General features: G+C 49.5%; 24 protein-coding genes and 2 pseudogenes. 10 read left to right on the forward strand and 16 right to left on the reverse strand.

What is annotated here, in order from left to right; all coding sequences use genetic code 11:
- Positions 1-3: 3 nt before the first annotated feature.
- The gene (gene acnB / locus FAH67_RS01450; protein ID WP_003679951.1) at positions 4-2,589 is read left to right on the forward strand and encodes a bifunctional aconitate hydratase 2/2-methylisocitrate dehydratase; all 2,586 of its coding nucleotides are present in this window, start codon (positions 4-6) and stop codon (positions 2,587-2,589) included.
- A 103-nt stretch (positions 2,590-2,692) separates the two neighbouring features.
- Here the strand turns inward: acnB and FAH67_RS11690 are convergent.
- Positions 2,693-2,800, reverse strand: a pseudogene (locus tag FAH67_RS11690) (IS5/IS1182 family transposase); the annotation flags it as partial.
- 77 nt (positions 2,801-2,877) lie between these two features.
- Positions 2,878-4,272 (reverse strand): DEAD/DEAH box helicase, encoded by a 1,395-nt coding sequence (locus FAH67_RS01455; RefSeq protein ID WP_112890869.1) that lies wholly within the window; start codon positions 4,270-4,272, stop codon positions 2,878-2,880.
- A 429-nt stretch (positions 4,273-4,701) separates the two neighbouring features.
- Here FAH67_RS01455 and FAH67_RS01460 point away from each other — a divergent pair, with 429 nt between their 5' ends.
- Complete coding sequence (locus FAH67_RS01460) at positions 4,702-5,040, forward strand: hypothetical protein (RefSeq protein ID WP_003679946.1); 339 nt, start codon at positions 4,702-4,704, stop codon at positions 5,038-5,040.
- Positions 5,041-5,234: 194 nt separating this feature from the next.
- On the opposite strand, the gene clpX is transcribed toward FAH67_RS01460, so the two are convergent.
- Positions 5,235-6,500, reverse strand: coding sequence for an ATP-dependent Clp protease ATP-binding subunit ClpX (clpX, locus tag FAH67_RS01465; RefSeq protein WP_003679945.1), 1,266 nt, complete (start codon positions 6,498-6,500; stop codon positions 5,235-5,237).
- Positions 6,501-6,813: 313 nt separating this feature from the next.
- On the opposite strand from clpX, the gene FAH67_RS01470 reads away from it, so the two are divergent.
- Positions 6,814-7,722, forward strand: a complete 909-nt coding sequence (locus tag FAH67_RS01470) for a serine hydrolase (RefSeq protein WP_232500806.1) — start codon at positions 6,814-6,816, stop codon at positions 7,720-7,722.
- A gap of 103 nt (positions 7,723-7,825) precedes the next feature.
- Positions 7,826-7,954, forward strand: a pseudogene (locus FAH67_RS01475) (M48 family peptidase); the annotation flags it as partial.
- Positions 7,955-7,997: 43 nt separating this feature from the next.
- Here the strand turns inward: FAH67_RS01475 and FAH67_RS11695 are convergent.
- On the reverse strand, positions 7,998-8,459 hold the full coding sequence (locus FAH67_RS11695; protein ID WP_112890756.1) for an IS5 family transposase: 462 nt from the start codon (positions 8,457-8,459) through the stop codon (positions 7,998-8,000).
- A gap of 17 nt (positions 8,460-8,476) precedes the next feature.
- The gene (locus FAH67_RS11700) at positions 8,477-8,635 is read right to left on the reverse strand and encodes a transposase (protein WP_112890726.1); all 159 of its coding nucleotides are present in this window, start codon (positions 8,633-8,635) and stop codon (positions 8,477-8,479) included.
- A 125-nt stretch (positions 8,636-8,760) separates the two neighbouring features.
- On the opposite strand from FAH67_RS11700, the gene FAH67_RS01490 reads away from it, so the two are divergent.
- Positions 8,761-9,420, forward strand: a complete 660-nt coding sequence (locus tag FAH67_RS01490) for a M48 family metallopeptidase (protein ID WP_244284779.1) — start codon at positions 8,761-8,763, stop codon at positions 9,418-9,420.
- A gap of 63 nt (positions 9,421-9,483) precedes the next feature.
- Here the strand turns inward: FAH67_RS01490 and FAH67_RS01495 are convergent, their stop codons facing one another.
- Positions 9,484-9,978, reverse strand: a complete 495-nt coding sequence (locus FAH67_RS01495) for a DMP19 family protein (RefSeq protein WP_039863681.1) — start codon at positions 9,976-9,978, stop codon at positions 9,484-9,486.
- A 113-nt stretch (positions 9,979-10,091) separates the two neighbouring features.
- Between FAH67_RS01495 and FAH67_RS01500 the strand changes: the two genes are divergently transcribed.
- Positions 10,092-10,289 (forward strand): zinc-finger domain-containing protein, encoded by a 198-nt coding sequence (locus tag FAH67_RS01500; protein ID WP_003745781.1) that lies wholly within the window; start codon positions 10,092-10,094, stop codon positions 10,287-10,289.
- A 3-nt stretch (positions 10,290-10,292) separates the two neighbouring features.
- Positions 10,293-10,649: a hypothetical protein gene (locus tag FAH67_RS01505; protein ID WP_003679908.1), complete on the forward strand. Its 357-nt coding sequence runs from the start codon at positions 10,293-10,295 to the stop codon at positions 10,647-10,649.
- A 6-nt stretch (positions 10,650-10,655) separates the two neighbouring features.
- On the opposite strand, the gene mutY is transcribed toward FAH67_RS01505, so the two are convergent.
- On the reverse strand, positions 10,656-11,690 hold the full coding sequence (gene mutY / locus FAH67_RS01510) for an A/G-specific adenine glycosylase (protein ID WP_003679909.1): 1,035 nt from the start codon (positions 11,688-11,690) through the stop codon (positions 10,656-10,658).
- Between the two features lie 162 nt (positions 11,691-11,852).
- On the opposite strand from mutY, the gene FAH67_RS01515 reads away from it, so the two are divergent.
- Positions 11,853-12,893: a zinc-dependent alcohol dehydrogenase family protein gene (locus FAH67_RS01515; protein WP_003679910.1), complete on the forward strand. Its 1,041-nt coding sequence runs from the start codon at positions 11,853-11,855 to the stop codon at positions 12,891-12,893.
- Between the two features lie 69 nt (positions 12,894-12,962).
- Here the strand turns inward: FAH67_RS01515 and trmA are convergent, their stop codons facing one another.
- The 7 genes from trmA to FAH67_RS01550 form a co-directional block, all read right to left on the reverse strand.
- The gene (gene trmA / locus FAH67_RS01520) at positions 12,963-14,045 is read right to left on the reverse strand and encodes a tRNA (uridine(54)-C5)-methyltransferase TrmA (RefSeq protein ID WP_003679911.1); all 1,083 of its coding nucleotides are present in this window, start codon (positions 14,043-14,045) and stop codon (positions 12,963-12,965) included.
- Between the two features lie 117 nt (positions 14,046-14,162).
- Positions 14,163-15,665 carry a phosphate acetyltransferase gene (gene pta, locus FAH67_RS01525; RefSeq protein WP_003679913.1) on the reverse strand — a complete coding sequence of 501 codons (1,503 nt, stop codon included), beginning with the start codon at positions 15,663-15,665 and terminating at the stop codon, positions 14,163-14,165.
- 161 nt (positions 15,666-15,826) lie between these two features.
- Positions 15,827-16,903 carry a peptide chain release factor 1 gene (gene prfA, locus FAH67_RS01530; RefSeq protein ID WP_003679915.1) on the reverse strand — a complete coding sequence of 359 codons (1,077 nt, stop codon included), beginning with the start codon at positions 16,901-16,903 and terminating at the stop codon, positions 15,827-15,829.
- 155 nt (positions 16,904-17,058) lie between these two features.
- Complete coding sequence (locus FAH67_RS01535) at positions 17,059-18,327, reverse strand: Nramp family divalent metal transporter (protein ID WP_003679917.1); 1,269 nt, start codon at positions 18,325-18,327, stop codon at positions 17,059-17,061.
- A 287-nt stretch (positions 18,328-18,614) separates the two neighbouring features.
- Positions 18,615-19,382 carry a TatD family hydrolase gene (locus FAH67_RS01540; protein WP_003679921.1) on the reverse strand — a complete coding sequence of 256 codons (768 nt, stop codon included), beginning with the start codon at positions 19,380-19,382 and terminating at the stop codon, positions 18,615-18,617.
- Between the two features lie 13 nt (positions 19,383-19,395).
- Positions 19,396-20,379 carry an asparaginase gene (locus FAH67_RS01545; RefSeq protein WP_003679923.1) on the reverse strand — a complete coding sequence of 328 codons (984 nt, stop codon included), beginning with the start codon at positions 20,377-20,379 and terminating at the stop codon, positions 19,396-19,398.
- 66 nt (positions 20,380-20,445) lie between these two features.
- On the reverse strand, positions 20,446-21,108 hold the full coding sequence (locus tag FAH67_RS01550; RefSeq protein WP_003679925.1) for a DedA family protein: 663 nt from the start codon (positions 21,106-21,108) through the stop codon (positions 20,446-20,448).
- A gap of 286 nt (positions 21,109-21,394) precedes the next feature.
- Here FAH67_RS01550 and FAH67_RS01555 point away from each other — a divergent pair, with 286 nt between their 5' ends.
- Together FAH67_RS01555 and ubiD are read left to right on the forward strand one after the other, a co-directional pair.
- A complete protein-coding gene (locus FAH67_RS01555) occupies positions 21,395-21,904 on the forward strand; it encodes a DUF2199 domain-containing protein (protein WP_039863678.1) in 510 nt (169 codons plus the stop codon).
- Between the two features lie 324 nt (positions 21,905-22,228).
- Positions 22,229-23,707, forward strand: coding sequence for a 4-hydroxy-3-polyprenylbenzoate decarboxylase (gene ubiD, locus FAH67_RS01565; RefSeq protein ID WP_003679929.1), 1,479 nt, complete (start codon positions 22,229-22,231; stop codon positions 23,705-23,707).
- Positions 23,708-23,977: 270 nt separating this feature from the next.
- Here the strand turns inward: ubiD and FAH67_RS01575 are convergent, their stop codons facing one another.
- Both FAH67_RS01575 and rpsO read right to left on the reverse strand, forming a co-directional pair.
- Entirely contained in the window at positions 23,978-26,071 is a 2,094-nt protein-coding gene (locus tag FAH67_RS01575) for an AsmA family protein (protein ID WP_003679931.1), read from the reverse strand.
- A 178-nt stretch (positions 26,072-26,249) separates the two neighbouring features.
- Entirely contained in the window at positions 26,250-26,519 is a 270-nt protein-coding gene (rpsO, locus tag FAH67_RS01580; RefSeq protein ID WP_003679932.1) for a 30S ribosomal protein S15, read from the reverse strand.
- Positions 26,520-26,610: the final 91 nt, after the last annotated feature.

Here is a 26,610-nt window from a genome sequence, read left to right on the forward strand (position 1 = left end):
GAGATGTTAGAAGCCTATCGTAAAGCCGCCGCCGAGCGCGCCGCCCTTGGTATTCCCGCCCTTCCTCTGACTGCTCAGCAGACTGCTGATTTGGTTGAGCTGCTGAAAAATCCACCTGCCGGTGAAGGTGAGTTCTTGGTTGAGCTGTTGGCTCACCGCGTACCACCCGGTGTGGACGATGCCGCCAAAGTTAAAGCCTCATTTTTGGCTGCCGTTGCCGAAGGCAGCGCATCCAGTCCGCTGATTTCCCCTGAGTATGCTACCGAGCTGTTAGGTACCATGCTTGGCGGTTACAACATTCATGCACTCATCGAACTCTTGGACAACGACAAACTTGCACCTATTGCTGCAAATGGTCTGAAACACACTCTGTTGATGTTTGACTCTTTCCACGATGTTCAAGAAAAAGCCGAAAAAGGTAATAAATACGCGCAAGAAGTATTGCAATCTTGGGCAGATGCCGAATGGTTCACTTCTCGCGCCAAAGTTCCAGAAAAAATCACTGTTACCGTCTTCAAAGTTGACGGTGAAACCAATACAGACGACCTCTCTCCTGCACCTGATGCATGGAGCCGTCCTGATATTCCTCTGCACGCGCTGGCGATGTTGAAAAACCCGCGCGACGGCATCAATCCTGACAAACCGGGCGAAGTCGGTCCGATTAAATTATTGGAAGAACTCAAAGCCAAAGGCCATCCTGTTGCTTACGTTGGCGATGTGGTCGGTACCGGTTCTTCACGCAAATCTGCTACCAACTCTGTAATTTGGCATACAGGCGAAGATATTCCGTTCGTACCGAACAAACGTTTCGGCGGCGTATGCCTGGGTGGCAAAATTGCTCCTATTTTCTTCAATACTCAAGAAGACTCCGGCGCATTGCCGATTGAAGTCGATGTATCTGCTCTGAAAATGGGCGATGTCGTCGATATCCTGCCTTACGAAGGCAAAATCGTGAAAAACGGCGAAACTGTTGCCGAGTTCAGCCTGAAATCTCAAGTATTGCTGGACGAAGTGCAAGCCGGTGGCCGTATTAACCTGATTATCGGTCGCGGTCTGACTGCCAAAGCACGCGAAGCACTGAAACTGCCTGCTTCTACCGAATTCCGTCTGCCTCAAGCGCCTGCTGAAAGCAAAGCCGGTTTTACCTTGGCCCAAAAAATGGTTGGCCGTGCCTGCGGTTTGCCGGAAGGCAAAGGCGTGCGTCCGGGTACTTACTGCGAACCACGCATGACTACTGTCGGCTCGCAAGATACTACCGGTCCGATGACTCGCGATGAATTGAAAGACTTGGCTTGCTTGGGCTTCTCAGCAGATATGGTGATGCAGTCTTTCTGTCACACCGCGGCTTATCCAAAACCTGTCGATGTGAGAACCCATAAAGAATTGCCTGCCTTCATCTCTACCCGTGGCGGCGTATCCCTGCGTCCGGGCGACGGCGTGATTCACTCATGGCTCAACCGTCTGCTGTTGCCTGACACGGTCGGTACCGGCGGCGATAGCCATACCCGTTTCCCTATCGGTATTTCTTTCCCTGCCGGCTCCGGCTTGGTTGCTTTCGCAGCAGCTACCGGCGTAATGCCGCTCGATATGCCTGAGTCCGTATTGGTACGCTTCAGCGGCAAACTGCAACTGGGCGTAACCCTGCGTGACTTGGTGAACGCCATTCCGCTGTACGCGATTAAACAAGGCCTGCTGACCGTTGCGAAAGCCGGTAAGAAAAACATTTTCTCCGGCCGCATCCTCGAAATCGAAGGCCTGCCTGATTTGAAAGTGGAACAAGCCTTTGAATTGACCGACGCATCCGCCGAACGCTCCGCTGCCGGCTGTACCGTGAAGCTCAACAAAGAGCCGATTATCGAGTACATGAAATCCAACATCGTGTTGATGAAAAACATGATTGCCAACGGCTATGAAGATCCGCGTACTTTGGAACGCCGCATCAAAGCCATGGAAAAATGGCTGGCGAACCCAGAATTGCTTGAAGCAGATAAAGATGCAGAATACGCCGCCGTGATTGAAATCAACATGGACGATATCAAAGAGCCGATTATCGCCTGCCCGAACGACCCGGACGATGTATGCTTCATGTCCGAACGTTCCGGCACCAAAATCGACGAAGTGTTCATCGGTTCTTGTATGACCAACATCGGCCACTTCCGTGCCGCTTCCAAACTCTTGGAAGGTAAGAGCGACATCCCCGTCCGTCTGTGGGTAGCGCCGCCGACCAAAATGGACGCGAAAGAGTTGTCCGACGAAGGCCACTACGGCGTACTCGGTCGCGCCGGTGCGCGTATGGAAATGCCGGGTTGTTCGCTGTGTATGGGAAACCAAGCCCAAGTACACGAAGGCGCGACTGTAATGTCCACTTCTACCCGTAACTTCCCGAACCGCTTGGGTAAAAACACCTTTGTTTACCTCGGCTCGGCAGAGTTGGCGGCAATCTGCTCCAAACTGGGTAAAATCCCGACTGTTGAAGAATACCAAGCCAATATCGGTATCATCAACGAGCAGGGCGACCAAATCTACCGCTACATGAACTTCAACGAAATCGACAGCTACAACGAAGTAGCCGAAACCGTGAATGTTTAATATAGCAAGGTAAACCGATTTTCAGACGGCCCTAAATAATAAAGGCCGTCTGAAACGGAAAAATAAAGGGCGTGTTCATCACGTCCTTTTTATTTTTAGTTTAATATAGTGGATTAAATTTAAACCAGTACGGCGTTGCCTCGCCTTGCCGTACTATCTGTACTGTCTGCGGCTTCGTCGCCTTGTCCTGATTTAAATTTAATCCACTATAAAAGGCCGTCTGAAAGATAAGTTTCAGACGGCCTTTGCTTAGGATAAATAATCAGAAAACCGATTAATCAGCGTTGTTTACTTTACGCCAAAGCCAGGTTGGAGCAGGGCGCAAGGCTGACGCTTGTGACGGCTGCGGCGTGTTCTACCGGCAATTTTGCCGCAGACAATACCCGGATCGTTTTTCTCTTCTACTTTTTTCGAGTTTTTGTCTGATTTATTCGCGTATTCGTTGCGTTTGTTTCTATCATCGCGGCGAGAGCGGCTGTCGTTGTGCTGAACCGGTTGCGCTTCGGCTTCATCTTGATTGTCGTTGCCCCACCAATGCGGCTCAAAGCCTTCGATGCGTTCCACATTCAAATCGCTGCCGGTCAGCTCTTTAATGGATTCAAACATTTTCTGCTCGGTTTTATCCATTAAGGAAATGGCAACGCCGTCGGCACCGGCCCGGCCGGTACGTCCGATGCGGTGGACGTAGTCTTCAGGTTGGGTTGGCAGCTCGTAGTTGATGACGAAAGGCAACTCGGCAATATCCAGGCCGCGCGCTGCAACGTCAGTGGCAACCAGAACGCGCAATGTACCTTCTTTAAAGGCGTTGAGGGTTTCCAGTCGGCTTTGTTGGGATTTGTCGCCGTGGATGGATTGCGCGGCAATGTTGCGACGGACGAGGTCTCGGGTAACTTGATCGACACTTTGTTTGGTTTTGCAGAATACAATGACTTGATTCATATGCAAATCAACAATCAGACGTTCGAGCAGGTTGCGTTTTTTGAGTGCATCAACGGCAATGATGTGTTGCTCGACATTGGCGTTGGTGGTGTTTTGCGCAGCCACTTCAACCATTTCAGGCGTGTGCATAAAATCTTGCGCAAGCTTGCGGATAGGTGGTGAGAAAGTGGCGGAGAAAAGCAGGGTTTGTCGCTGTTTGGGCAGCATCTGCATGATTTTACGGATATCGTCGATAAAACCCATATCAAGCATACGGTCGGCTTCATCGAGTACAACGATTTCAACTTTGTTTAAATTGATGTTTTTTTGTTTAACGTGGTCGAGCAGTCGGCCAACCGTAGCGACAACGATTTCGCAACCGGCGCGCAAGTCGGCAGTTTGTTTGTCCATATTGACGCCGCCGAAGAGGACGGTGTGGCGCAAAGGAAGATTTTTAATGTAGGCCTGCACGTTTTGATCGATTTGATCGGCCAGTTCGCGGGTTGGGGTCAATACCAACATGCGGACAGGATGCATGGCAGGGGAGGTGCTGGATGTGGCGTAGCGTTTCAGGCGTTCGAGGCTGGGCAGCATAAAGGCGGCGGTTTTGCCTGTGCCGGTTTGTGCTGCGGCCAAAAGGTCGTGTCCTGCCAAGGCTTTAGGAATCGCTGCGGCTTGAATAGGCGTCGGGTTTTCATAACCCTGATCGGTCAGGGCAGAGACTAATTCGCTGCCTAAACCGAGTGAAGAGAAAGGATTCATGATGGTGGCTTTCTGTTCAGACGGCCTTTTGAATGATGAGGCCGTCTGAAAAATCTGATTCTGAAATGGACAAACCGCAGTATGATGTTGATTCTGCGGTTTGAAAAAATGGGGAGCGGAACAATCCGTCAAGTAGTCCATTATGCCATAAAAAGAGGGACTCCCCAAATGATGGTTGCGGTTAGGAACAGCCATGTTTTGATATTTTTACAGTGAAAAAACAGAAAAATTTACTGGCCTGCAAGATTTTGAGTTTATTGGGAATTAAGCATTTGTCTTAACGTCAATAGAATTAATTTATCAAAAACTTACAGGCTGAAATGAAACTAAATTGTACTTACGTACTCAATATTGAGGTGCGGGGCTTGTTTTGTAGCCTGTATCTCCCGTTTAACGGTAAACCATAAAATCAAAATTTAGGAATATACAATTATGAAAACTTTATTGATCGCTCTTGCAACCGGTAGCCTGATGTTGGCAGCTTGTTCTTCTTCCAAACCTAAAGAAGCGGCAGCACTACGCATCACTGTTGAAGAAGCAATGACTCAATGCCAACAAGCATCTGGTGAAAATGCTGACCGCGCTGTATTTGATGCCTGCATGAAAGACAAAGGCTATCAACGTACCGCTGAATCAGCTGCCTCCGAGCCTGCTGCATCTGAGCCTGTAGCTGCTCCTGAAACTGCTGTTCCTGCTCCTGAAGCTGCGGCTTCTGAGCCTGCCGCCAAAGCTGCTCCTGCTAAAAAAGCTGTTAAGAAAGCAAAAAAATAAGCTTCATAAAATTTAAGGAAGTCACTCTCATCAATACTCCGGATGAAAGCAGACTTAGAGCAACTTGAAAACAAAGGCCGTCTGAATATGTTTCAGACGGCCTTTGTTTTTCATGTATAAGGCCATTATTCAGAGATATGTTTAAAAATAAAAAAGACGTGTAACGGGTACACGTCTTTTTCGGAGAATGATCCTTATTGCTTATATTCGCTGCCGTCTTCACGGAAAAGTTTTGGCTGTTCGCCTTTTTCCACGACCTCTTTATTGATGACGACTTTTGCTACGCCTTTCAAATCCGGTAGGGCGTACATGGTGTCCAAGAGGCAACGTTCGACGATAGAGCGCAGGCCGCGCGCACCAGTTTTACGTTCCATCGCCAGTTTGGCGATGCTGCGCAAGGCGTCTTCTTCAAACTCAAGGCCGACATCTTCCATTTCAAACAAGGTTTGATATTGTTTGACCAAGGCATTTTTCGGTTCGGTCAAAATGTTGACCAAAGCATCTTCGTCCAATTCTGCCAATGTGGCAATCACGGGCAGACGGCCGATAAGCTCGGGAATCAAACCGAATTTAATCAAGTCTTCAGGCTCGACTGTTTCAAACAGGGCTGAAATATCGGCGTTTTCATCTTTGCTGTGCACCGCCGCACCAAAGCCGATACCGCCTTTTTCAGTACGTTGTCGGATGACTTTTTCCAAGCCGGCAAATGCGCCACCGCAGATAAAGAGGATGTTGGTGGTATCAACGTTGATGAATTCTTGGTTCGGATGTTTGCGGCCGCCTTGAGGGGGAACGCTGGCTACCGTGCCTTCAATCAGTTTCAGCAAGGCTTGTTGCACGCCTTCGCCGGATACGTCGCGCGTGATGGACGGATTGTCGCTTTTGCGTGAAATTTTATCGATTTCATCGATATAAACGATGCCACGCTGGGCTTTTTCAACGTCAAAATCACATTTGCCTAAAAGTTTGGTGATGATTTGTTCGACGTCTTCACCGACATAACCGGCTTCGGTCAAAGTTGTGGCATCCGCCATGACAAAAGGTACATCCAGTTTGCGTGCCAAGGATTGCGCTAACAGGGTTTTACCTGAGCCGGTAGGACCGATGAGCAGGATATTGGATTTGGATAATTCAACTTTGCCCTCTGCTTTCGGGTGGCGCAGGCGTTTGTAGTGGTTGTAAACCGATACTGCCAACGCTTTTTTTGCGTGTTCCTGACCGATAACGTGGTCGTTGAGATTGGCAACGATTTCGGCCGGGGTAGGCAGTTTTTTCTCGGTGTTTTCTTCTTTCGCTTTGGCAAGCTCGTTTTCAATCTCGCCGGACTCGTTGTCTTGCAGCATCATGCCGCAAGTTTCTACACATTCGTTGCAAATGAAGGCGTGTTCGCCTTCGATCAGATTTTTAACGTCGTTTTCGGACTTCCCGCAGAATGAACAGGTGCGTTTTTCTTCAGACATAATAATTTCTTCGTATGATTGTATGGAGGCTGTGTTGTAAAGGGGGAACAGATATTTCGGGCGTATTGCCGGATTGAGGGAATGCCTCTGACAAAGGAGTCTAAGTATAATGACTATCTTGTGTTTTTTCAAATCAGAGCAGGCATTGCGCCGTATCGTGTAAGAAACAGATGAGGGTGCTGGATTTGAATATCTCGCAAACAAACGCAAAGTTTTCTCAACTCGCTTTACAATTAGCGAAAAATTTAACAGAATGTTGAATTAAATGTATTTTTTTGAATTGGCAGATATGAAATTCTATAAAACTTTAGGAATGGTATGGACAGGTGTGGCATTGGTCTTTGCTTCTGCGCCTGCCGTTGCCGATGATATGGATGTATTGGGACAATTTTTGGAGCAAAATTTCCCAGTGCAAAATGACCCGATGGAAGCTTTTGCGTTGAGTCATGCCGACCAAGTCGAAGCGCAAGCCACTTTGGCAGGTCCTCTGCTTTCTTCGCAATCTGCTTTGATTTTCAATAATAAAACCGGTGAAGTGCTGTATCAGAAAAACCCTGATCGTGTCATGCCGATTGCCTCTATTTCCAAATTGATGAGCGCAATGGTGGTGTTGGATGCGCATCTGGATATGAACGAGCCTATCACGATTACCGAGGCTGAAATCGACCGTTTGAAAGGTACGGGCAGCCGTTTGAGTATCGGTACAACACTGACTCGCGGCGAATTGTTGCACCTGAGCCTGATGAGCAGTGAAAACCGTGCTACCCATGCGTTGGGCCGTACCTATCCGGGCGGTCTGAGCGCGTTTGTTGCGGCAATGAATGCCAAAGCACAAAGCCTGGGCATGAGCAGCAGCCGTTTCTATGAGCCTACCGGTTTGAATTTCCAAAACGTTTCAACTGCGCGTGATTTGAACCGCATGGTTGCGGCAGCCAGCAAATATCCGCTGATCCGCAAAAATTCTACTTCAAATTACGGCTCGGTTTGGACGGTAAACGGTCGTCAAAACTACAAAAACTCCAATGCATTGGTGCGTGAGGGCAGCTGGAATATTGAATTACAGAAAACCGGCTATATCCGCGAGGCAGGACGTTCTATGGTGGTTAAGGCCAATGTACAGAATCAGCCGATTACTATCGTATTGCTCAACTCTCCGTCTTCTACAACACGCGTGAACGATGCGCGTAAGATTGAGTCTTGGATGTTGCAGCGCCGCTCTTAAAATATTACGCTTAAAGGCCGTCTGAAACCGTTCAGACGGCCTTTTGTGTAAAGTGTATTAAATTTGGATACAATGTCGTTACGTTAACTTAAAAACACAAAACATGTTGAAAAAATGGAATAAAAAATATTGGGCCGGCATGGGCGTGATTTTGGCGTTGACCGGCTGTACTTCTGTAGCAGATATGGTTGGCTACGATACCGCGACTTTAAATGAAGATGCGGCTAAAAGTTAGAACCTGTATTCACAAACAACTATTTGATAAATTTTAATATTTATGAAATATACCCTAGTTTGACAAAATTTTCAGCAGATAAATTCGTCTGCTCAAAATCTTTTGCCAAACGTCGAGACCAACCCAACCATGCAAACGTTCGTTCTACAATCCAACGTTTGGGCAGAATATGCCAAGAAATATCTTGAATTTTCTTTGAAATCTCAACAGTTAAACCCAATTGCTCCGATACTTCGCGCTCAAATGTATTCCGATAACCTGCGTCTGCACAGAAACCTTTTAAACCCGGATAGGTCTCAAACGCTTTTTTTGCTGCAAAAATACCTGCTTTTGTGTCATGAATATTGGCTGCATGAACCACAACAGACAATAGGTTACCCAACGTATCAACAGCTATATGTCGCTTACGGCCTTTGATTTTTTTACCTCCGTCAAAACCTTTATCATGTGCGCCGGAAGCTGTTTTGACACTTTGCGAATCAATAATGGCATAAGTCGGCATCGCTTGTTTTTGATGGATTAAACGTTTTTTTGAACCAATGCCAAAAGAATCCTATCCCATAAGCCTGATTGGTTGGCTCTGCGATAGAAACTCCATACGGTCGGATAAGGTGGAAAATCATTGGGCAGCATACGCCATTGGCAACCTGTTTTGGTAATGTACAAAACGGCATTCACTCATTTACGTTTATCCCATTTGTAGTGGCGTAGCCGGTTAAAATGTGGCTCAATCGCTTGCCATTGGGCATCTGTTAAGTCTGTTGGGTAGGATTTCCTAGTCATAAAGATATTTTATCATTTTTGTGAATACAGGTTCTTACACACAAGTCATTCAAAAAGCGCGTGGTCAAAAAGCTTTGGATGTTTCATCTCCAACCGCTCAACGTGTTCAACGCGTGTTTGCACGTCTGCGTCCTCATGCTGAGCGCGTCAACAAAACCGGCGTGCCTTTCAACTGGCAGATGAACGTTATCCGCAGTGATGAAATGAATGCATGGGCAATGCCGGGCGGTAAAATGGCCGTGTACACCGGCATAGTAGAAAAATTGAAGCTGACTGATGCTGAAATTGCCGCTGTTGTCGGCCATGAAATGACCCATGCTTTGTTGGAGCACAGTAAAAAAGCTTTGGGCGGACAAGTGTTGACCGGCTTGGGCGGTTCGATTTTGGCCAGCTCAACCGGTGTGGATGGTGATTTGGTCGGTTTGGGTGCAGATTTGTTGGCAACCAAACCGTTCTCACGTTATCAGGAAAGCGAAGCGGATGCCGGCGGTGTGCGTTTGATGGCTGAAGCAGGCTACAACCCTGAGGCAGCGGTAAGCGTGTGGGAAAAAATGAACAAAGTACAGGGCGGCAGCTCATTGTCTATTTTGTCGACCCACCCGACCAATCAGGCGCGTATCAATGCAATCCGCAAAATGTTGCCTGAAGTGATGCCGATTTATCAGAAAAATAAACGTTAATTTGACGTATTGATGATTTTGCCGGTTTGAACAGATGATTCGAACCGGCAAAGTTTTATGGTTTCAGTCTGACAGTTTGGCAAATTTATCCCAATTTGCCTGAACGTACGCTGCCGCAGTTTCCAAGTCTTCGTCGGCAACGTCATAATAATCGCCGTCAAGCTCTTCAAAATCGGGAAAAGCTTTGCGGATTTCGTCGAAATCCCTTTGTTCGTCTGCCATTTTTTCAATGGCTTCGCCGTGTTTTTCGTACAGGGCTTTGGCTTTGTCTAAGATTTTCGGTATCGGTTTGATGCGCCAGCGGCGTAGGCTGTCGGCAACCGGATTGCCGAAGATATATTCTCCGTATCCTGAAGCGATAAGCTGTACGAAGCCGCCTTCTTGAACCTGGCTGTCGAGGTAGCAAAGGGCTGTCAATGTATGTTGTTCGTCGTTGAGGCCGGACATGTCTTCATCGCCTGCCTGTTCGGTGTAGTCCAAATAGGCTGCGCTGAGTGTATAAAGAAATGAAGCGGAATCGGAAGTATCGAAATCTTGAAGGCGGAGCAGGGTAGTCATAATCATCAAAGGCCGTCTGAAAAAAGTGATTATATAATGTTTTCAGTCTGAACCTGGCGGCCGTTTTGCTTTACAATATCGGAAGATAAGAAAACATAGTGAGGAACCAAACCATGAGTACACAGTCTGAAAAAAACGTTGTAGTCATCAAGCCGCAGGATTTGCCGCTGCATTGCTCCGGCCCTAATCATGAAACATGGAACGGCCATCCGCGTGTGTTCTTGCCGATTCAGTCCAACAGTGAGATTGAATGCCCGTATTGCGGCACTTATTACCGTCTTGATGGCGAGATTCCGCATCACCATTACTGATCTATGCCTATGTTGAACAAAATCATCTGCGCTTTGTGCGTGAGTTTGTGCGTTGCGTGCGGCTCGTATAAGGCTGTGCTCCCTGACGCGCCGTTACCTGTCATTGCACAGGCGCAGACGTATTCTGTCCGTTATCAATCTGTACAAGGCCGGACGATTACTGCAATTTATATCAACAGCCACAGCCCGATGATGGTTGAGTTGCGTGAAGGCAATACGGTTGAGAAACTGGTGCAAGTCCGCTTGCGGAGTCAGGGCGTTGAGTACGCCAATCCAAGCTCGCGTTGGCAGATTGGCGATGGGTTTGCCGTATTGATTCGCGGAGGGAAAGAAGTTGTATTTAAAGAAATTGTGGAATAGGGCGGTTTAGCCTTTAGCCAAATATTTGATTAAAGGTTTGGGCAAACCATAATCCGCCAAATGTTCCGATGATACCCAAAGGCCGTCTGAAAGATGTTCAGACGGCCTTTGTTGCGTCTGAAAAGGGGTAATCATCAATAAGCGGTGGGTCAGGCGGTGGGTAAACATGGTTTGTTCTTCAAGGCCGTCTGAAACAATGCCGAAGCGTTCGGCGTAAGCATACAAATCGTCTAATTTTTCAAAACAGGGTACGCAATACAGACCGCCCCAAATGCCTTTGGCGGGGCGTTTTTCCAGCAAGATTGCGCCGTTTCGGTTGCGGACAATCAGCCAGTAAAGCGGCAGGGTTTGCACTTCGGGGGCGGTTTTTTTGCGCGGCAGCTCGGCGATGCGGTTTTGCTTTTTCGCTTCGCAGATGTCCGCCATCGGGCATTGATGGCACAAGGGTTTTGTCCGTTTGCACACGGTTGCGCCCAAGTCCATCAAACCTTGCGTGTAGGCGGGCATATCGGCGTTTTCAGACGGCAGCAGGCTTTCGGCAAGCACCCAAAGCGAGTTTTCAAATTTTTTGTCCTGCGGATTGCCGTCGCGGGCGAACACGCGGCAGAGTACGCGTTTGACGTTGCCGTCCAAAATGGTTTCGCGTCGGTTGAAAGCAAAGGCAGAAATGGCGGCGGCGGTGCTTCTGCCTACGCCGCAGAGGGTTTCCAAGTCTTTGCGTTCCGATGGAAACGTGCCGCCAAATTGTCCGACGACTTGTTGCGCGGCTTTGTGCAGGTTGCGCGCGCGGCTGTAATAGCCCAAGCCCGCCCACAATGACAACACTTCGTCTTGCGGCGCGGCGGCAAGTGCCTGTACGGTTGGGAATTTTTCCAAGAAACGCGGATAGTAGTCCAACACGGCGGCGACTTGCGTCTGCTGGAGCATGATTTCGGAAAGCCAGACGGAATAAGGGTCTTTGACCTGCCAAGGCAAGTCGTGACGGCCATGCTGCCGTTGCCAATCGATGAGTCGTTGAGAGAAGGATGAGGATGTGTTCATTAATATTTACTTTTTAATTATTTATTTTTAAAACAGTATGTTACACTATAACATTCAAAATAATAATCAGGATTGACTTATCTAGTGTAGGGGTATATAAATATAGTTAACGTGGATTTACGCTGTATTGTTAAAATTTATTAACCAATCAAGGAGATTCACATGAAAGCAATGGTTTATCATGGCGCAAACGACATTCGTTTCGAAGAAAAACCCCGCCCTCAAATTATCGATCCGACCGATGCAGTCGTCAAAATCGTCAAAACCACGATTTGCGGTACCGACTTGGGTATTTGGAAAGGCAAAAACCCCGAAGTTGCCAACGGTCGTATTCTCGGTCATGAGGGTATCGGTATTGTAGAAGAAGTCGGCGAGGCTGTAAAAAACATCAAAGTCGGCGATAAAGTCATTATTTCATGCGTCAGCAAATGCTGCACTTGCGACAACTGCAAAATCCAACTTTATTCACACTGCCGCAACGGCGGTTGGATTTTGGGCTACATGATCGACGGCACGCAAGCCGAATACGTCCGCACGCCTTATGCCGATAACAGCCTCGTGCCGCTGCCCGACAACGTCAACGAAGAAGTCGCTCTGCTGTTGAGCGACGCTTTGCCGACCGCCCACGAAATCGGCGTGCAATACGGCGATGTAAAACCCGGCGATACCGTCTTTATCGCCGGTGCCGGCCCTGTCGGTATGTCCGCCCTGTTGACCGCGCAACTGTACAGCCCTGCCGCCATCATCGTTTGCGATATGGACGAAAACCGTTTGAAACTGGCGAAAGAATTGGGTGCGACCCATACCATTAATCCTGCTTCCGGCGACGTATCCAAACAAGTCTTTGCCATCGTCGGCGAAGACGGCGTGGATTGCGCCATCGAAGCGGTCGGTATCCCTGCGACTTGGAATATGTGCCAAGACATCGTGAAACCCGGCGGTCATATCGCCGTTGTCGGCGTACACGGTCAATCCGTTGATTTCAAACTGGAAAAATTGTGGATTAAAAACCTTGCCATCACTACCGGCCTGGTAAATGCCAATACCACCGAAATGCTGATGAAAGCCATTTCCAGCAGCTCGGTAGATTACACCAAAATGATGACCCACCATTTCAAATTCAGCGAATTGGAAAAAGCTTACGATGTATTCAAACACGCTGCTGAAAACCAAGCCATGAAAGTGGTTTTGGAAGCGGATTGATTTGAAAATCGCTTAATATGCCCTTAATTAAAGGCCGTCTGAACATTCAGACGGCCTTTTTGTATGGTTTTATTTTTTCTTCAACCAAACGCCGCTTTCGATATGGTGGGTAAATGGGAATTGGTCGAACAGGGCGGCGCGTTCGATGGTATGGGTTTGACAGAGTGTGTCGAGGTTGGCACGCAGGGTCTCAGGATTGCAGGAAATATAGAGGACGTTGTCGAATTGGGCAACCAATTTGAGCGTCTCATCATCAACACCGGCGCGTGGAGGATCAACGAAAATGGTTGAAAAATCATAGTTTTTCAAGTCGATGCCTTGTTCTTGCAGGCGGCGGAATTCACGGTTTTGCGTGTAGGCCTCGGTAAATTCTTCAGCAGACAGGCGGGCGATTTTGAGGTTGGTAATTTGGTTGGCTTCAATATTCCATTGGGCGGCATTGACGGAAGTTTTGGAAACTTCGGTCGCCAACACTTGATTGAAATGTTGCGAAAGCGGCAGGGTGAAATTGCCGTTGCCGCAGTACAGCTCAAGCAGGTCTTTGCCTAAGTTTTGCGCAGCATCACACGCCCAAGTCAGCATTTTCTGGCACACTTGGGCATTGGGTTGGGTAAAGCTGCCCTCGATTTGACGATAGCGGAAGGTTTTGCCGTTGACTTCCAATGCTTCGGTCACAAAATCTTGGCTCAATACGATTTTTTGTCCGCGGCTGCGGCCGATGATGTGGATGCCCAAATTGTGCGCCAACTCTTGCGCGGCTTGTTGCCATGCTTCGTTCAGCTTCTTGTGGTAAATCATGGTAACCAACATTTCGCCGCTTAAAGTGGATAAAAATTCGACGGCGTACCAGCGGTTTTTCAGCTCGGGATGATTGGATGCAGCTTCAATCAATTTTGGCATCAAGGCATTGACGGATTCGGACGCGGCAGGAAATTGGTCGCAACGGATCAGGCTTGCCCCGCTTGCCTTTTGCCCGCGTTCAAACATGGCGTAAAACATTTCGCCGCCTTCATGCCAGATGCGGAACTCGGCGCGCATTCTGTAATGCTGTTCTGGAGATTCAAAGACTTCGATTTCAGGGCAATCCAGTCCTTGGAAAAGTTGCTGAAGATATTGCTTTTTGTCGGCTAGTTGTTGCTGGTAGGCAGTCATTGGGGCAATCTTTCGGAAAATAATGGCGAATTATAATATAGTTGGCGCAAAGATACGAAAGGCCGTCTGAAACATCGGTTTCAGACGGCCTTTGATTTTAACGCATCAGCTTGTCAATCAGCCTTGCATTTGTTTGGCTTGAACGGCAGTCAGGGCGATGGTGAATACGATGTCTTCAATCAATGCGCCGCGGGACAAGTCGTTAACCGGTTTGCGCAAACCTTGCAACAACGGGCCTACGCTCAGGACGTTGGCACTGCGTTGTACGGCTTTGTAAGTACAGTTGCCGGTATTGAGGTCTGGGAAAACCAAAACGGTTGCTTGACCGGCAACAGCGCTGCCCGGGGCTTTGGTTTGACCGATAGATGGAACGGTAGCCGCATCGTATTGCAACGGACCTTCAATGGCCAAATCAGGGCGTTTTTCATTAGCCAGTTTGGTTGCTTCGATCACTGCATCGACATCAGGGCCGCTGCCTGAGTTGATGGTAGAGTAGGAAATCATGGCTACTTTTGGATCGATACCGAAAGCTTTGGCGCTGTCGGCAGATTGGATAGCAATGTCGGCCAGTTGTTCAGGCGTTGGGTTTGGATTAACCGCGCAGTCGGCAAATGCCAATACTTGGTTAGGCAGCAACATGAAGAATACGCTGGATACGAGGCTTGCACCCGGAGCGGTTTTAATCAGTTGCAGGGCAGGGCGGATGGTGTTGGCAGTAGTGTGGACTGCGCCGGAAACCAAACCGTCTACGTCGTTTTGAGCCATCATCATGGTACCGAGTACAACGGTATCTTGCAGCTGTTTGCGTGCATCTTCAGGAGTCAGGCCTTTGGATTTGCGTAATTCGCACATTGGCTCGACGTATTGCTCAACCAAAGAAGCAGGATCGATGATTTCCAAAGAATCAGGCAGGGAGATGCCACGCTCTTTAGCTACGGCTTCAACTTCTTCGCGGGTAGCCAATAGTACGCAACGGGCGATGCCTTTTTCGTGGCAGATGGCGGCAGCGGCGACGGTGCGCGGTTCTGCGCCTTCAGGCAGAACGATGCGCATATCGGCTTTGCGGGCAAAATCGATCAGGTTGTAACGGAATTGGGCTGGAGACAGGCGTTTGGCTTCGCGTTTGGCCAAAGCGGATACGTCTTTCAGTTTGTCGCTGGAGCCGAAGAAAGTCAGGCCGGTTTGCTCGGCAACTTGTGCGCCCAAAGCAGCGGCTGCGCCGTCAATGATGAAACCTTCCAATAAGCCTGGAGAGTTGGTATAGAGCTGTTTGGCAAGATTCAATTGTTGGGTGACGGCAGCGGCATCAGTGTTGTCGGATTTCAGTGCCAACACAACACCGGCATCTACAGACAGCGCCAATTCGACGTTTTTGCCTGCCAAGAACAATTTGTCCGCATCAGGAGTGATGCCTTCGATAACGAGATTGTCTGCATTCAATGCTGCAACTTTACCGACAAGCGCGTCAAACCAGTCGTCGCTCTTGCCTTGAGCCAACAGGGCTTCTGTAGTGGAGTCAACGGCTTGGAAAACTTGCGCATTCAATGCTGCTGCAAATGCTTTTGCCGCTGCATCGGCGCTCAGGCCGGCGGATACCGGTGCGATCAGGATTTTTGCCATTTTGTGTCCTCTCTTTCGGTGATTGTAGAAGGGTGTTGCTGTGGCGCAGCTGGTGCTGCATTTTAACACTTCAGGATTGAAGTTTCTTTAATGTATTCACGGTCATATTAACATATGTCATCAGGCCGTCTGAAAAGTATAAACGCAATGGACCAAATCCATCAATCCCCCATTGCTGCCAAAAGCTCGGCTTGATGCTCGGCAATCAGGGCATTGGTGATTTCTTCCAAATCTCCGTCCATCACAAAATCCAGCTTGTGCAGGGTGAGGTTGATGCGGTGGTCGGTAATGCGGCCTTGGGGGTAGTTGTAGGTGCGGATGCGTTCGCTGCGGTCGCCGCTGCCGATCAGGGATTTGCGTTCGGCGGCTTCTTTGGCTTGGGCTTCGCGTTTTTGCGCGTCGTTCAGGCGGGCAGCGAGGACTTTCATCGCCTGTGCTTTGTTGGCGTGTTGGCTGCGGCCGTCTTGACATTCGACCACCATGCCTGTCGGCAAGTGGGTAATACGGACGGCGGAGTCGGTTTTGTTGATGTGCTGACCGCCTGCGCCGGATGCGCGAAAGGTATCGATGCGCAGGTCGGCTGGGTTCAATTCGATGTCTTCCAGTTCGTCCGCTTCGGGCATGACGGCAACGGTGCAGGCGGAGGTATGGATACGGCCTTGGCTTTCGGTAGCAGGGACGCGTTGCACGCGGTGGCCGCCGGATTCAAATTTCAGACGGCTGTATGCGCCCAAGCCGATAATGCGGGCGATGACTTCTTTATAGCCGCCCAATTCGCTTTCGTTGGCGGAAACGATTTCAACCTGCCAGCGGTTGCGCTCGGCGTAGCGGCTGTACATACGCAGCAAATCGCCTGCAAACAGCGCGGCTTCGTCGCCGCCGGTACCGGCGCGTACCTCGATAAAGATATTTTTATCGTCGTCGGCATCTTTTGGCAGCAGCAGTTTTTGCAGTTCGGTATCGAGTTCGTCGATTTTGGCTTTGGCTGCTTCGATTTCTTCGGCGGCAAAGTCTTTCATTTCGGGATCGGACAGCATTTCTTCGGCATCCGCCAAGTCGCTTTGCGCCAGCTGATAGTTTTGGAAGACTTCGACGACGGGGGTCAGTTCGGCGTGTTCGCGTGTGAGTTTGCGGTAGTTGTCCATGTCGGACGTGGCTTCAGGCTGGCCGAGCAGGTGCGTGACTTCTTCCAGTCGGTCGCTGAGTTGTTGTAGTTTTTCTAAGATAGACGGCTTCATAAATTTTCCAAAATACGGATGCCGTCGAGTGGTCTGCAACGGCGAAATAAGGAGTCATTATAATGGGTTTGAATGAAAATTCAAAAAGATATGATTGATTGGAAAGGCCGTCTGAAACCTGTTTTTGAGTTTCAGACGGCCTTTTTCATATGGGCTTATTTAGGCGCAGCCAAGATGCCTGTTTGGTTCAGCAGGAACAAAACGGTAAAGCCTGTCAAATAAATCAAACCGATAATGGCGAGGAAGTTCATGCCCATGGTCAGTTTGTGGCGTTTGTCACCTTTGACGAGGCGGTAGTTCAACCAAGCGAACACAGGAGCGGCAACGAAGGCAGTAATCATGGCGAATTTGAGCAGCTCTGCCATCGCGCTGTTGAACCAGAAAATTACGGCCAAGCCCGAGCCTGCAACCCAGACGTTCCAAGCAAACAATTCGACATTGCCGGTTTTGTCTTTGCCGCGCAGCAGGCGTACCGGTTCGGCAATCGCGCGAGCGTAGCCGTCCACTACGGTAATGGTGGTGCCGTACATGCAGGCAAAGGCAATAAATGCCACCAGCGGACGCGACCATTCGCCGATGGTCACGGCGTACATATTAATCAGCTGGCCGACATATTTGCCACCGGCCATTTGTACGGCTTCGCCGTTGCCGTATTGAACATATGCACCCAAGGCCAAGAAGACGACCGCCAACACTGCGCTGGTGATGTAGCCGACGTTGAAGTCGAAAATACCGTCGCGGTAGCTGGAAGGGTTGATGCGTTGTTTTTCGGTTACCCACAAAGAGTTGATGGCGGAAATTTCAATCGGCGCAGGCATCCAGCCCATCAGTGCGATTAAGAAGCCCAAGCCTGCCAGTGTCCATGGGGTAGGCTCGATAAAGTCGGGTTTCATCTGCATACCGCGAGACATGGCCACGGCTGCCGCGGCGACGGTGGCAATGGTCAGGCTGACGATGATGATTTTGGAAACGTTGTCCAATGCTTTATAGCGGCCGCTTGCCAGAATTAGCAGGCAGGAAACCATGATCAGGGTGGACACTATACCGGTATCGAGAGTCAGTGATGGGATTGCCATTTTGACGATGGCGGCGGTAACGATGGCGACCGCGCCGGCATTAATCGTTGCCGATGCAATACATAAAATCAAAAATACCCACAAATAAACGCGGCTTTTTTCGGCATAGCCTTCAATCAGGCTTTTGCCCGTGTCCAGCGTGTAATGTGCGCTGAAGCGGAAAAAAGGGTATTTGAACAGATTGGTCAGAATGATAATCAGCGCAAGCTGCCAGCCGTAAAGTGCGCCTGCCTGCGTGGAGGCAATCAGGTGCGATCCGCCAACCGCTGCCGAAGCCATCATGATGCCCGGGCCGAGGGCATTAATTTTGCTCTTCCAAGTAGAGGAGTGTGTATGTTGTTCTGCCATAAGTATTTTCCGCCTGTTTCAGACGGCCTTATTATCAAAAAAAAGCATATTTTAACGTAAATAAAAAGTTTGCCCAATAATATGCGTAATACTTTTTATCAATCAAGGGGAAAATACGGTTTGAAAAAGCTGAAATAGGGGAATTAGCGATATTTTGTGCCAAAAACATTTTTTCAGACGGCCTTGTATCGCTTTTTATTCATGAATATGGGGTAGGGAGGGCAGAGTGTGTCGGTTTGGAAACGAAATGGCAGGGCAAGGCTTTTTGATGCCTTGAAGTCGGTATATCAAGGGGAAGTATGGAGCAGGGAATTCACGTTTTGCTCGGTTATTTCTGCCAGTTGTGCCAGCGATATGCCGCGCAATTCGGCGGCAATTTCGGCAATACGTCGGATGTTGGCTGGTGTATTGGTTTCATGGCCGAGCATGAAAGGGCTGTCGGTTTCGAGAACGAAATCCGTGTCGTTTAAAGCTTCTAAGGCAACGCGGACTTTTTTGGCATTTGGGTTGAGCAGCAGCGATCCTATGCCGATTTTGAAGCCGAGTTTCACCAAAATCCGCGCTTCTTCTACGCTGCCGGAGAAGGCATGAACGATACCGCCTCGTGTGAAACCGGCGGTTTTGACGGCGGCTGCAATCGCGGCGGTGGCTTTCAGATTATGGATAATGACGCGGCGGTTGAGGTTTTGGGCGAGGATGAGTTGGCGGATAAAGACGTCGGTTTGTGTGTCGCGTTGTGCTTGGGTTTGCGCTTTGCCATAAAAATCCAAACCGATTTCGCCAACCCATGCTTGCGGATGTTGGATCAGTTCGGTTTCTAATTGTTGAAACGCTGTTTCATCAATGCCGTCTGAAAACCACGGATGAATGCCCAAAGCGATATGGATGTTTTCAGACGGCCTTTCCAACTGCGCAACTGCCTGCCAATCTTTGGGGGAGGTAGCCGGTACGATAAAACGCGCTACGCCGACGGCTTGCGCTTCGGCAAGTACGGCAGGCAGCGTGTCGGCAATTTTAGGGTCGGCAAGATGGCAGTGGGTGTCGGTGAAAGTCATGTTAAATGGCGGTTTACAGCAGATTTAATTGTCGCAATTCTTGTTGCACCTTATCCGCATTCCAGTCATGGGATACGGCAAGGGTCATCAGCGCAGAGGCGGTTTCCAGATTGCATTTGCCGCCGTTGATGATGCCTGCCTGACGCAAAGCATCGCCTTGGGCATAGACGGCGGCGGCGCAACCTTGCGGCACTTGGCTGATGTTGAGCAGCAACTTGCCTTGTTGCGTAAAGGCTTGGACGGCTCGGACAAACGCATCGTCGCTCGGCGCATTGCCGTGGCCGTAGCTTTGCAGAATTAGGGCTTGTGTGGAAAGGTGGGGTAGGCCGTCTGAAAGTTCTTGCGCGGCATAACCGGGAATCAGCGTGCGGACGGAAACTTTGGCTTCAGGATTTGGAAGACGCGGTTTGAGGCCGTCTGAATGTTCGGTCGGGGCGGTACGGATATTGTGCCAACCTTTATTTTCCTCCCATTCGGCAAGCGCGCCAAAATGCAGGTTGTCAAAACCTGCGGCGGTTTCGGTGCTGACCTTGCTGCTGCCGACGGCTGGGAAGAGCTTGCCGTCAAAGGCAATCTCCACTTGTTTGAGTTTGAGCGAGAAAGCGGAAACGGCGGTGGCAAGGTTGCGCGGCGCATCGCTGTTGGCGGCATCGTAAGGCCATTGCGAGCCGGTCAGGATAACGGGTTTGTCCAAACCTTGCAGTGAAAGGGCGAAGAGGTTGGCAGTGTATGCCATGGTATCCGTGCCGTGCAGCACCAAAATGCCGTCATAGTCAGGCAGTTTGGCGATAATAAGCTCCAACCAGTCGCGTTGGTTTTGCAGCGTTACTGCGGAAGAATCGATGAGCGGCTGGCAAACGTGCCATTCGAAATCAAGGCCGTCTGAAAAGGGGGCAAGGGCTTTATCGACGAGAGCGGTATCGGGACGCAGGCCGGCGCTGCTTTGGGTCATGCCGATGGTGCCGCCGGTGTAGAGGACGAAGATTTTTTGTTTCATGGTGTTTCTGATGAATGATTGAGGCCGTCTGAAAGCGGGGAAGTGTTTCAGACGGCCTGGAATGGTTTATTGATTGGCTTGTTTTTTGGCTTTTGCAGCGCGTTTTTCGTGTAATTTTTCACGGAAGAAAGTATGGCGGCGGTGTTTTCTCCACCAAATCCAGCCGATAATGACTGCGCCGATGCCCAGTACCGCAAAGATACCGGATTGCAGGCTGTGCATTTTTTTCATCAGCCAGTCGGTATTGCGTGCGCCGTATTCGCCCAGATAAATCCAAACCGGGACAGAAATCAGCGCGGCCAAGCCGTCCATCAGGATAAAGCGCAGGTAGGAAACCTTGCGGCTGATGCCTGCAGTCACGAAAACGGCGGTACGCAGGCCGGGCAGAAAACGGGCGACGAATAAAACCCAGTTGCCGTATTTGTCGAATTTTTCCTGTACTTGGGCATAGCGTTTGGGCGTCATCACGCGTGCAATCGGCTTGAATTTAAGGATTTTTTGCCCCCAAATCCGGCCGGCCGCAAACATAAAACCATCGCCGGCCAATACGCCGAGCATACCGACAAGAAACATAATATGCGAATTGGTATAACCCAGGCCGGAAATCACGCCGCCGGTTACCAGTGTCAAATCTTCAGGAATCGGCACGCCGAAGCCGCAAATAACCAAAACGAAAAACACGGCCGCATAGCCGTATTCAACGAAAAAAGATTCTAAAAATGCAAACATGGCCGCTGTCCCACGATAGATATTGATTGATGACTGGATTAATTTGGAATTTTACCAAAGATAAGGCCGTCTGAAAGCAATCACAAGCAGATATTGTTTAAATTTGACGGTAGTTTGCAAAAAATCTCAAAATTCGGACGTGGAAAGTTGGGATTTGAACAGATTTGGCAGGTACAATAGCCGCTGGTTTATCTTTTAAACCCGAAATGGCAGTCTGTTTTCAGACGGCCTGTTTGGAAAGTTGGTTGTGGAATTTAAAGAATCTAAAATCCAAAAGGAACCCATTATGTACACTTGCACTTCCTGCGGCGAAAAACATGAAGATATGCCCGCAATCGGCTTTATCACCCCCGATCCCTATAATGAGTTAAGCGAGGACGAACGTAGCACCTACCGAGCCGAGTGTAACGGTGATTTCTGCATTATCCGCTATCCTGATCAAACTGACCGCTTTATCCGCGCGGTGCTGCCGATCCCGATTATCGGTCATGAGGAAACGCTGGAATACGGCGTGTGGGTATCCGTCAGCGAAAAGAGTTTTAACGACTATCAAAGCCGCTTTCACGACAATCCGGAAAACGTCGTTTATTTCGGCATGATCTGCAACCGGCTGCCCCCTTATGAAACCGACACCTTCGGTCTGCACTGCAATGTCGTTACCCGGTCTAATAACCAACGCCCCCTGCTGCAACTTCATCAAAGCGGCGAACATCCGCTGGTACGCGACTTTTACCAAGGCATAGAATACGCTGAAGCGCAGGCAAGGGTAGATGCGGTATTCGGATCGGATTACTAAGGACAAAAAGGTAAACATTCTTCTCTTGAACGAAACCATACTTGATATTTCCTGCCTTTCCCTACAACTATTGTAAACCTGTCCGCTATTGAGCAAATTGTCCACTTCGGCGGAATGCCTACTGCCTTCGTGTCTGATACGATTACAGGTGAAACGTGGATAGATTTCTGTTACAAGGGCTGGAAGTTCAGTATTCGCAACCCATATGGTAAATATTGGTTTTTGCTGAAAACAGTGAATGCTCAAAAACCATATTGCAATATATGATTCAGGCCGTCTGAAATCCAAAATTTGGTTTTCAGACGGCCTCAAATAAGGATCAACATGAAATACAAAGACCTACGCGACTTCATCGCCATGCTCGAACAGCAGGGCAAACTCAAGCGCGTCGCGCATCCCGTTTCCCCGCATTTGGAAATGACCGAAATCGCCGACCGCGTGCTGCGTGCCGAAGGGCCGGCGTTGCTGTTTGAACACCCGATCAAGCCTGACGGTACGCGTTACGGTTATCCCGTGTTGGCAAACCTGTTCGGCACGCCCGAACGCGTGGCGATGGGTATGGGTGCGGACAGCGTGTCCAAGCTGCGCGAAATCGGGCAGACGCTGGCGTATCTGAAAGAACCCGAACCGCCCAAAGGCATCAAAGACGCGTTTTCCAAACTGCCGCTGTTGAAAGACATTTGGAGCATGGCGCCGAACGTGGTGAAAAACGCGCCGTGTCAGGAAATCGTGTGGGAAGGCGAAGATGTTGATTTGTATAAACTTCCGATTCAGCATTGCTGGCCGGAAGACGTTGCGCCGCTGGTAACGTGGGGCTTGACCGTAACGCGCGGTCCGCACAAAAAACGCCAAAATCTCGGCATTTACCGCCAGCAATTAATCGGCAGAAACAAGCTGATTATGCGTTGGCTGTCGCATCGCGGCGGCGCGTTGGATTATCAGGAATTCCGCAAACTCAATCCCGATACGCCGTATCCTGTCGCCGTCGTACTCGGCTGCGACCCCGCCACCATTTTGGGCGCGGTAACGCCTGTTCCCGATACCTTGAGCGAATACCAGTTTGCCGGATTGCTGCGCGGTTCGCGGACGGAGCTGGTGAAATGTATCGGCAACGATTTGCAAGTGCCTGCACGCGCCGAAATTGTGTTGGAAGGCGTGATTCATCCGAACGAAACCGCGCTGGAAGGCCCATACGGCGACCACACGGGCTATTATAACGAGCAGGATCATTTCCCCCTGTTTACGGTTGAGCGCATCACCATGCGCGAAAACCCGATTTACCATTCGACCTACACGGGCAAACCGCCCGATGAGCCTGCCGTTTTGGGCGTGGCGTTGAACGAAGTGTTCGTACCGCTTTTGCAAAAGCAGTTCCCCGAAATCACCGATTTCTACCTGCCGCCCGAAGGCTGCTCCTACCGCATGGCGGTGGTCGGCATGAAAAAACAGTACGCCGGCCACGCCAAGCGCGTGATGATGGGCTGCTGGTCGTTCCTGCGCCAGTTTATGTACACCAAATTCATCATCGTGGTGGATGACGATGTGAACGTGCGCGATTGGAAAGAAGTTATCTGGGCGGTAACCACGCGCATGGACCCCGTGCGTGACACCGTTTTGGTGGAAAACACGCCCATCGACTATCTCGACTTCGCCAGCCCCGTCAGCGGACTCGGTGGCAAAATGGGCTTGGACGCAACCAACAAATGGCCGGGCGAAACCGACCGCGAATGGGGTCGTGTGATCAAAAAAGACCCTGCCGTTACTGCCAAAATCGATGAAATTTGGGAGAGTTTGGGTTTGTAGATGTCGGGTTTATTGGAATTTCTACTTCAAATATTGATGGAAATGATTGGGTCTATGATGTTTGAGGGTACGGTAGAAATATTGAGGCTCGATTGGAGAAAAAGAAAACTCTCCAAAAAAGGCTTGATAATGTTGGTCATATGGTTTGCCATCATTGTTGCACTGATTGTGTATATGGTCATTCCTAAGTAAACATCTTATTCTGACAAGGTATCTGTTAAAAGGCCGTCTGAAACTTTTTGGGTTTCAGACGGCCTTTGATGTGAAAACTTAGCGCGGTTTGAGCCACTTCCATTGTTCTTGTATGGTTTCTTGCAGGGCTTTTTGTTTTTCTGCAGGTGTGTTCATGCCATTGGTCAAGCGGCTGTAATCAAGGGTAATGGACGGGTTTTGTACGGTTCCGCCGATTTTTAGGGGAATCGATTTGTTTTTGGGCTGCAGTACGTTGCTGATAAGCAGGTTTTCGGACAGCTTTTGGGTATTCAAATCGGTATAGCCGCTGCTGACAACGTGCAGGCTGTCGGAAAACAGTTCGGTGTTGATATGATGGCTGATGCCTTTCTCGATTTCGCTATTGAGGATGAAATGATGGAAAGGGGTTTTGAGGTTGCTGTTGTCGATTTTTTCCGAAGAGATGCCGTTTTTCAGAATGCTGTCCATATCGATGCCGTGCCATGCGCCGTTGGTGATATCAAGGAGCAGGCTGCCGTTTAGGGCTTGTATCATTTGGGCGCGGTCGTTGCCGGTGGTTTTAATGTCGATAACGGCGTCGCCGCTGCCGCTGAAGCTATGGAAACCGAACAGGTCTTGCAGCAGCGGCTGAATTTGTATGCCTTTTGCGTTTTGCTGAAGGTGGTAGGAAGCAGGTTGGGTCGCCGCAATACTCAGGCCGCCCTCGGTTTTACCGCCATAAAGCCCGGCTTTGAAACGGTGCAGGGCGATATGTTCTTTATCGGCGGTGAGCAGGGATTCGATGTTTTCCAATTGCAGGCCGGCAGTTTGAATGCTGCCGATTTGGAGGTTGGCCTCAATGTCGGGCAACCAGGATTTGGCCAACAGGGAAGGAAGATTCAGTGATGGCTGGGTTTTCAGATCTTCCAAGTAAGGGGTCAGATTGAGTTTTTGTAAGGCGATACCGGCGTCAAGGTGTGGGCGCGGCTGGGCATCGCGTTGGTATTTAAAGACCAATGCAAGGGCTTGTCTGTCAAATGCGCCTTTCAGACGGCCTTCCCATGTATTGAGGCTGAAATTGGCCTGTCCTTCGAGGGTGCTGATGAATCGGGGGCGGGGAAGGCGGTTGATGGTGTCTTGCAGGGTACTGAGGTGCAGTTTGGGCGCATCGATGCCTTTGCCTTTTTGCCAAACCAACGGGCTGGAAAAGGTAAAGTTGGTTTGGAGGCGGTCGTTTTTATGGCTGCCTTTGAGTTCAAAATTGGCAGCGGTCAAAACGGTTGCGTAGAGGTTGGTTTTGTCCAGTTTGAATGAACCGTCCCATTGGTTGTTTTCACTGCCGGCAGTTAATGCGCCGTTGAGTGTGTTGAGGTGCAAATAGCCGTTTTTGAATTGCAAGAGGGGCGAACGTGCATTGATATGCAAGTTTTGATAGTCGCTTTCGGCTTGCAGATTGAAATCGCGGAAAAGGGCGGTTTGGTTTTGCCAATTAAGGCTGCCTGCGATTTGGGCATCCAGCTTGTTTTTGAGTAATACGGTTTGCAGGTTTAATTTGAGGGCGGGAACGCTCCAGCCGGCATCATCTTGTACAAGATGGCCGGCGCCTTGCCAACTGATGGGGCTGCCTATGTTTTGCAGTGTGCCGCTGATATTGAATGGACGGCCGTCTGAATTGGCTCTGCGCAGGGAAAATTGCAGATCGTTTAAGGCAATATCCTGCTCTTTATTGTGATAGCGGATGCTGCCGCTATTGATGATGATGCGGTTGAGCTGAAAGCTTTCTTTTGATGCTTGGTTTTGTTGCAGGCAGGCAGGCAGGTGGTTTTTGGGCCCCAATGTTAGCGACGGATTGGAAAGAATCCATTTTTCAAGAATGGGGGCGTCTGACCATAGGCTGCTCCAGCCAAAGCCCATTTTGGACTCGGCAATGTTCAGCGTCGGCGTATCTGGTTCAGAAGATGAAAGGTTGAGGTCTTTTAAAATAAGCGTAGGGCGAGGCAGCCATTTTCTGCTGATATTGGCATTGTATTTGACTTGGCAGCCATGGGCGGAAAAGTTTTTCTGTATGAATGCGTCGATGTTTTCTGTATTGAATATGCGGAACATTAAGGCACTCAATACCGCCGCGAGGCATAAAAGCACGGCAATGCTGAAAACCAGGGTTTTCAGCCAGAATTTTCCTGAGTGCAACATGGAATGAACAGACAATTCAGATTCTCGCTTTGATGGGAGCTTTAAGGAGTAATTGGAAGTTTAAGCCTTGCTGCTTAAGCGTGTGAAAGTATAACACAGAGCGTGGGTCTGTGTTTCAGACGGCATCGGTATGTTAATAAAAAACACCGCCCGAAGGCGGTGTTGATTTAAGCATAAATTATTTACGCAGACCCAAGCGGGTAATCAGTGTACGGTAAGTATCAGGTTGAGTACGACGCAGATAAGACAACAGGCGACGACGTTGGCTAACCATTTTCAACAGGCCGCGACGGCTGTGGTGGTCTTTAGGGTTGGCTTTGAAGTGAGGAGTCAGGTCGTTGATGCGGAAAGTCAACAGAGCGACTTGTACTTCAGAAGAGCCGGTATCGCCTTCTTTGCGTTGGAAATCTTTAACAATTTGTGCTTTTTGTTCTACGGTCAATGCCATGATGGATAACTCCGAAAATAAAAGAACCTTTTCAGGTTCGGACAAGTTTGCCAAGCCGAACGACCTAAGCAAACTCCTAAGTGCCTTTTTA

The organism is Neisseria flavescens, from assembly GCF_005221285.1.
Taxonomy (GTDB): domain Bacteria; phylum Pseudomonadota; class Gammaproteobacteria; order Burkholderiales; family Neisseriaceae; genus Neisseria; species Neisseria flavescens.

Bases quoted from the DNA above. Each gene is read 5' to 3' on its own strand.
- FAH67_RS01505 (WP_003679908.1), top strand. From the start codon at position 10,293: ATGCCTATGTTGAACAAAATCATCTGCGCTTTGTGCGTGAGTTTGTGC.
- FAH67_RS01495 (WP_039863681.1), bottom strand. From the start codon at position 9,978: ATGACTACCCTGCTCCGCCTTCAAGATTTCGATACTTCCGATTCCGCT.
- FAH67_RS01550 (WP_003679925.1), bottom strand. From the start codon at position 21,108: ATGTTTGCATTTTTAGAATCTTTTTTCGTTGAATACGGCTATGCGGCC.
- FAH67_RS01470 (WP_232500806.1), top strand. From the start codon at position 6,814: ATGGTATGGACAGGTGTGGCATTGGTCTTTGCTTCTGCGCCTGCCGTT.
- FAH67_RS01545 (WP_003679923.1), bottom strand. From the start codon at position 20,379: ATGAAACAAAAAATCTTCGTCCTCTACACCGGCGGCACCATCGGCATG.
- FAH67_RS01575 (WP_003679931.1), bottom strand. From the start codon at position 26,071: ATGTTGCACTCAGGAAAATTCTGGCTGAAAACCCTGGTTTTCAGCATT.
- acnB (WP_003679951.1), top strand. From the start codon at position 4: ATGTTAGAAGCCTATCGTAAAGCCGCCGCCGAGCGCGCCGCCCTTGGT.
- trmA (WP_003679911.1), bottom strand. From the start codon at position 14,045: ATGACTGCCTACCAGCAACAACTAGCCGACAAAAAGCAATATCTTCAG.
- mutY (WP_003679909.1), bottom strand. From the start codon at position 11,690: ATGAACACATCCTCATCCTTCTCTCAACGACTCATCGATTGGCAACGG.
- FAH67_RS01555 (WP_039863678.1), top strand. From the start codon at position 21,395: ATGTACACTTGCACTTCCTGCGGCGAAAAACATGAAGATATGCCCGCA.
- FAH67_RS01540 (WP_003679921.1), bottom strand. From the start codon at position 19,382: ATGACTTTCACCGACACCCACTGCCATCTTGCCGACCCTAAAATTGCC.
- pta (WP_003679913.1), bottom strand. From the start codon at position 15,665: ATGGCAAAAATCCTGATCGCACCGGTATCCGCCGGCCTGAGCGCCGAT.
- FAH67_RS01515 (WP_003679910.1), top strand. From the start codon at position 11,853: ATGAAAGCAATGGTTTATCATGGCGCAAACGACATTCGTTTCGAAGAA.
- ubiD (WP_003679929.1), top strand. From the start codon at position 22,229: ATGAAATACAAAGACCTACGCGACTTCATCGCCATGCTCGAACAGCAG.
- clpX (WP_003679945.1), bottom strand. From the start codon at position 6,500: ATGTCTGAAGAAAAACGCACCTGTTCATTCTGCGGGAAGTCCGAAAAC.
- FAH67_RS01460 (WP_003679946.1), top strand. From the start codon at position 4,702: ATGAAAACTTTATTGATCGCTCTTGCAACCGGTAGCCTGATGTTGGCA.
- prfA (WP_003679915.1), bottom strand. From the start codon at position 16,903: ATGAAGCCGTCTATCTTAGAAAAACTACAACAACTCAGCGACCGACTG.
- rpsO (WP_003679932.1), bottom strand. From the start codon at position 26,519: ATGGCATTGACCGTAGAACAAAAAGCACAAATTGTTAAAGATTTCCAA.
- FAH67_RS11695 (WP_112890756.1), bottom strand. From the start codon at position 8,459: ATGCCGACTTATGCCATTATTGATTCGCAAAGTGTCAAAACAGCTTCC.
- FAH67_RS01500 (WP_003745781.1), top strand. From the start codon at position 10,092: ATGAGTACACAGTCTGAAAAAAACGTTGTAGTCATCAAGCCGCAGGAT.
- FAH67_RS01535 (WP_003679917.1), bottom strand. From the start codon at position 18,327: ATGGCAGAACAACATACACACTCCTCTACTTGGAAGAGCAAAATTAAT.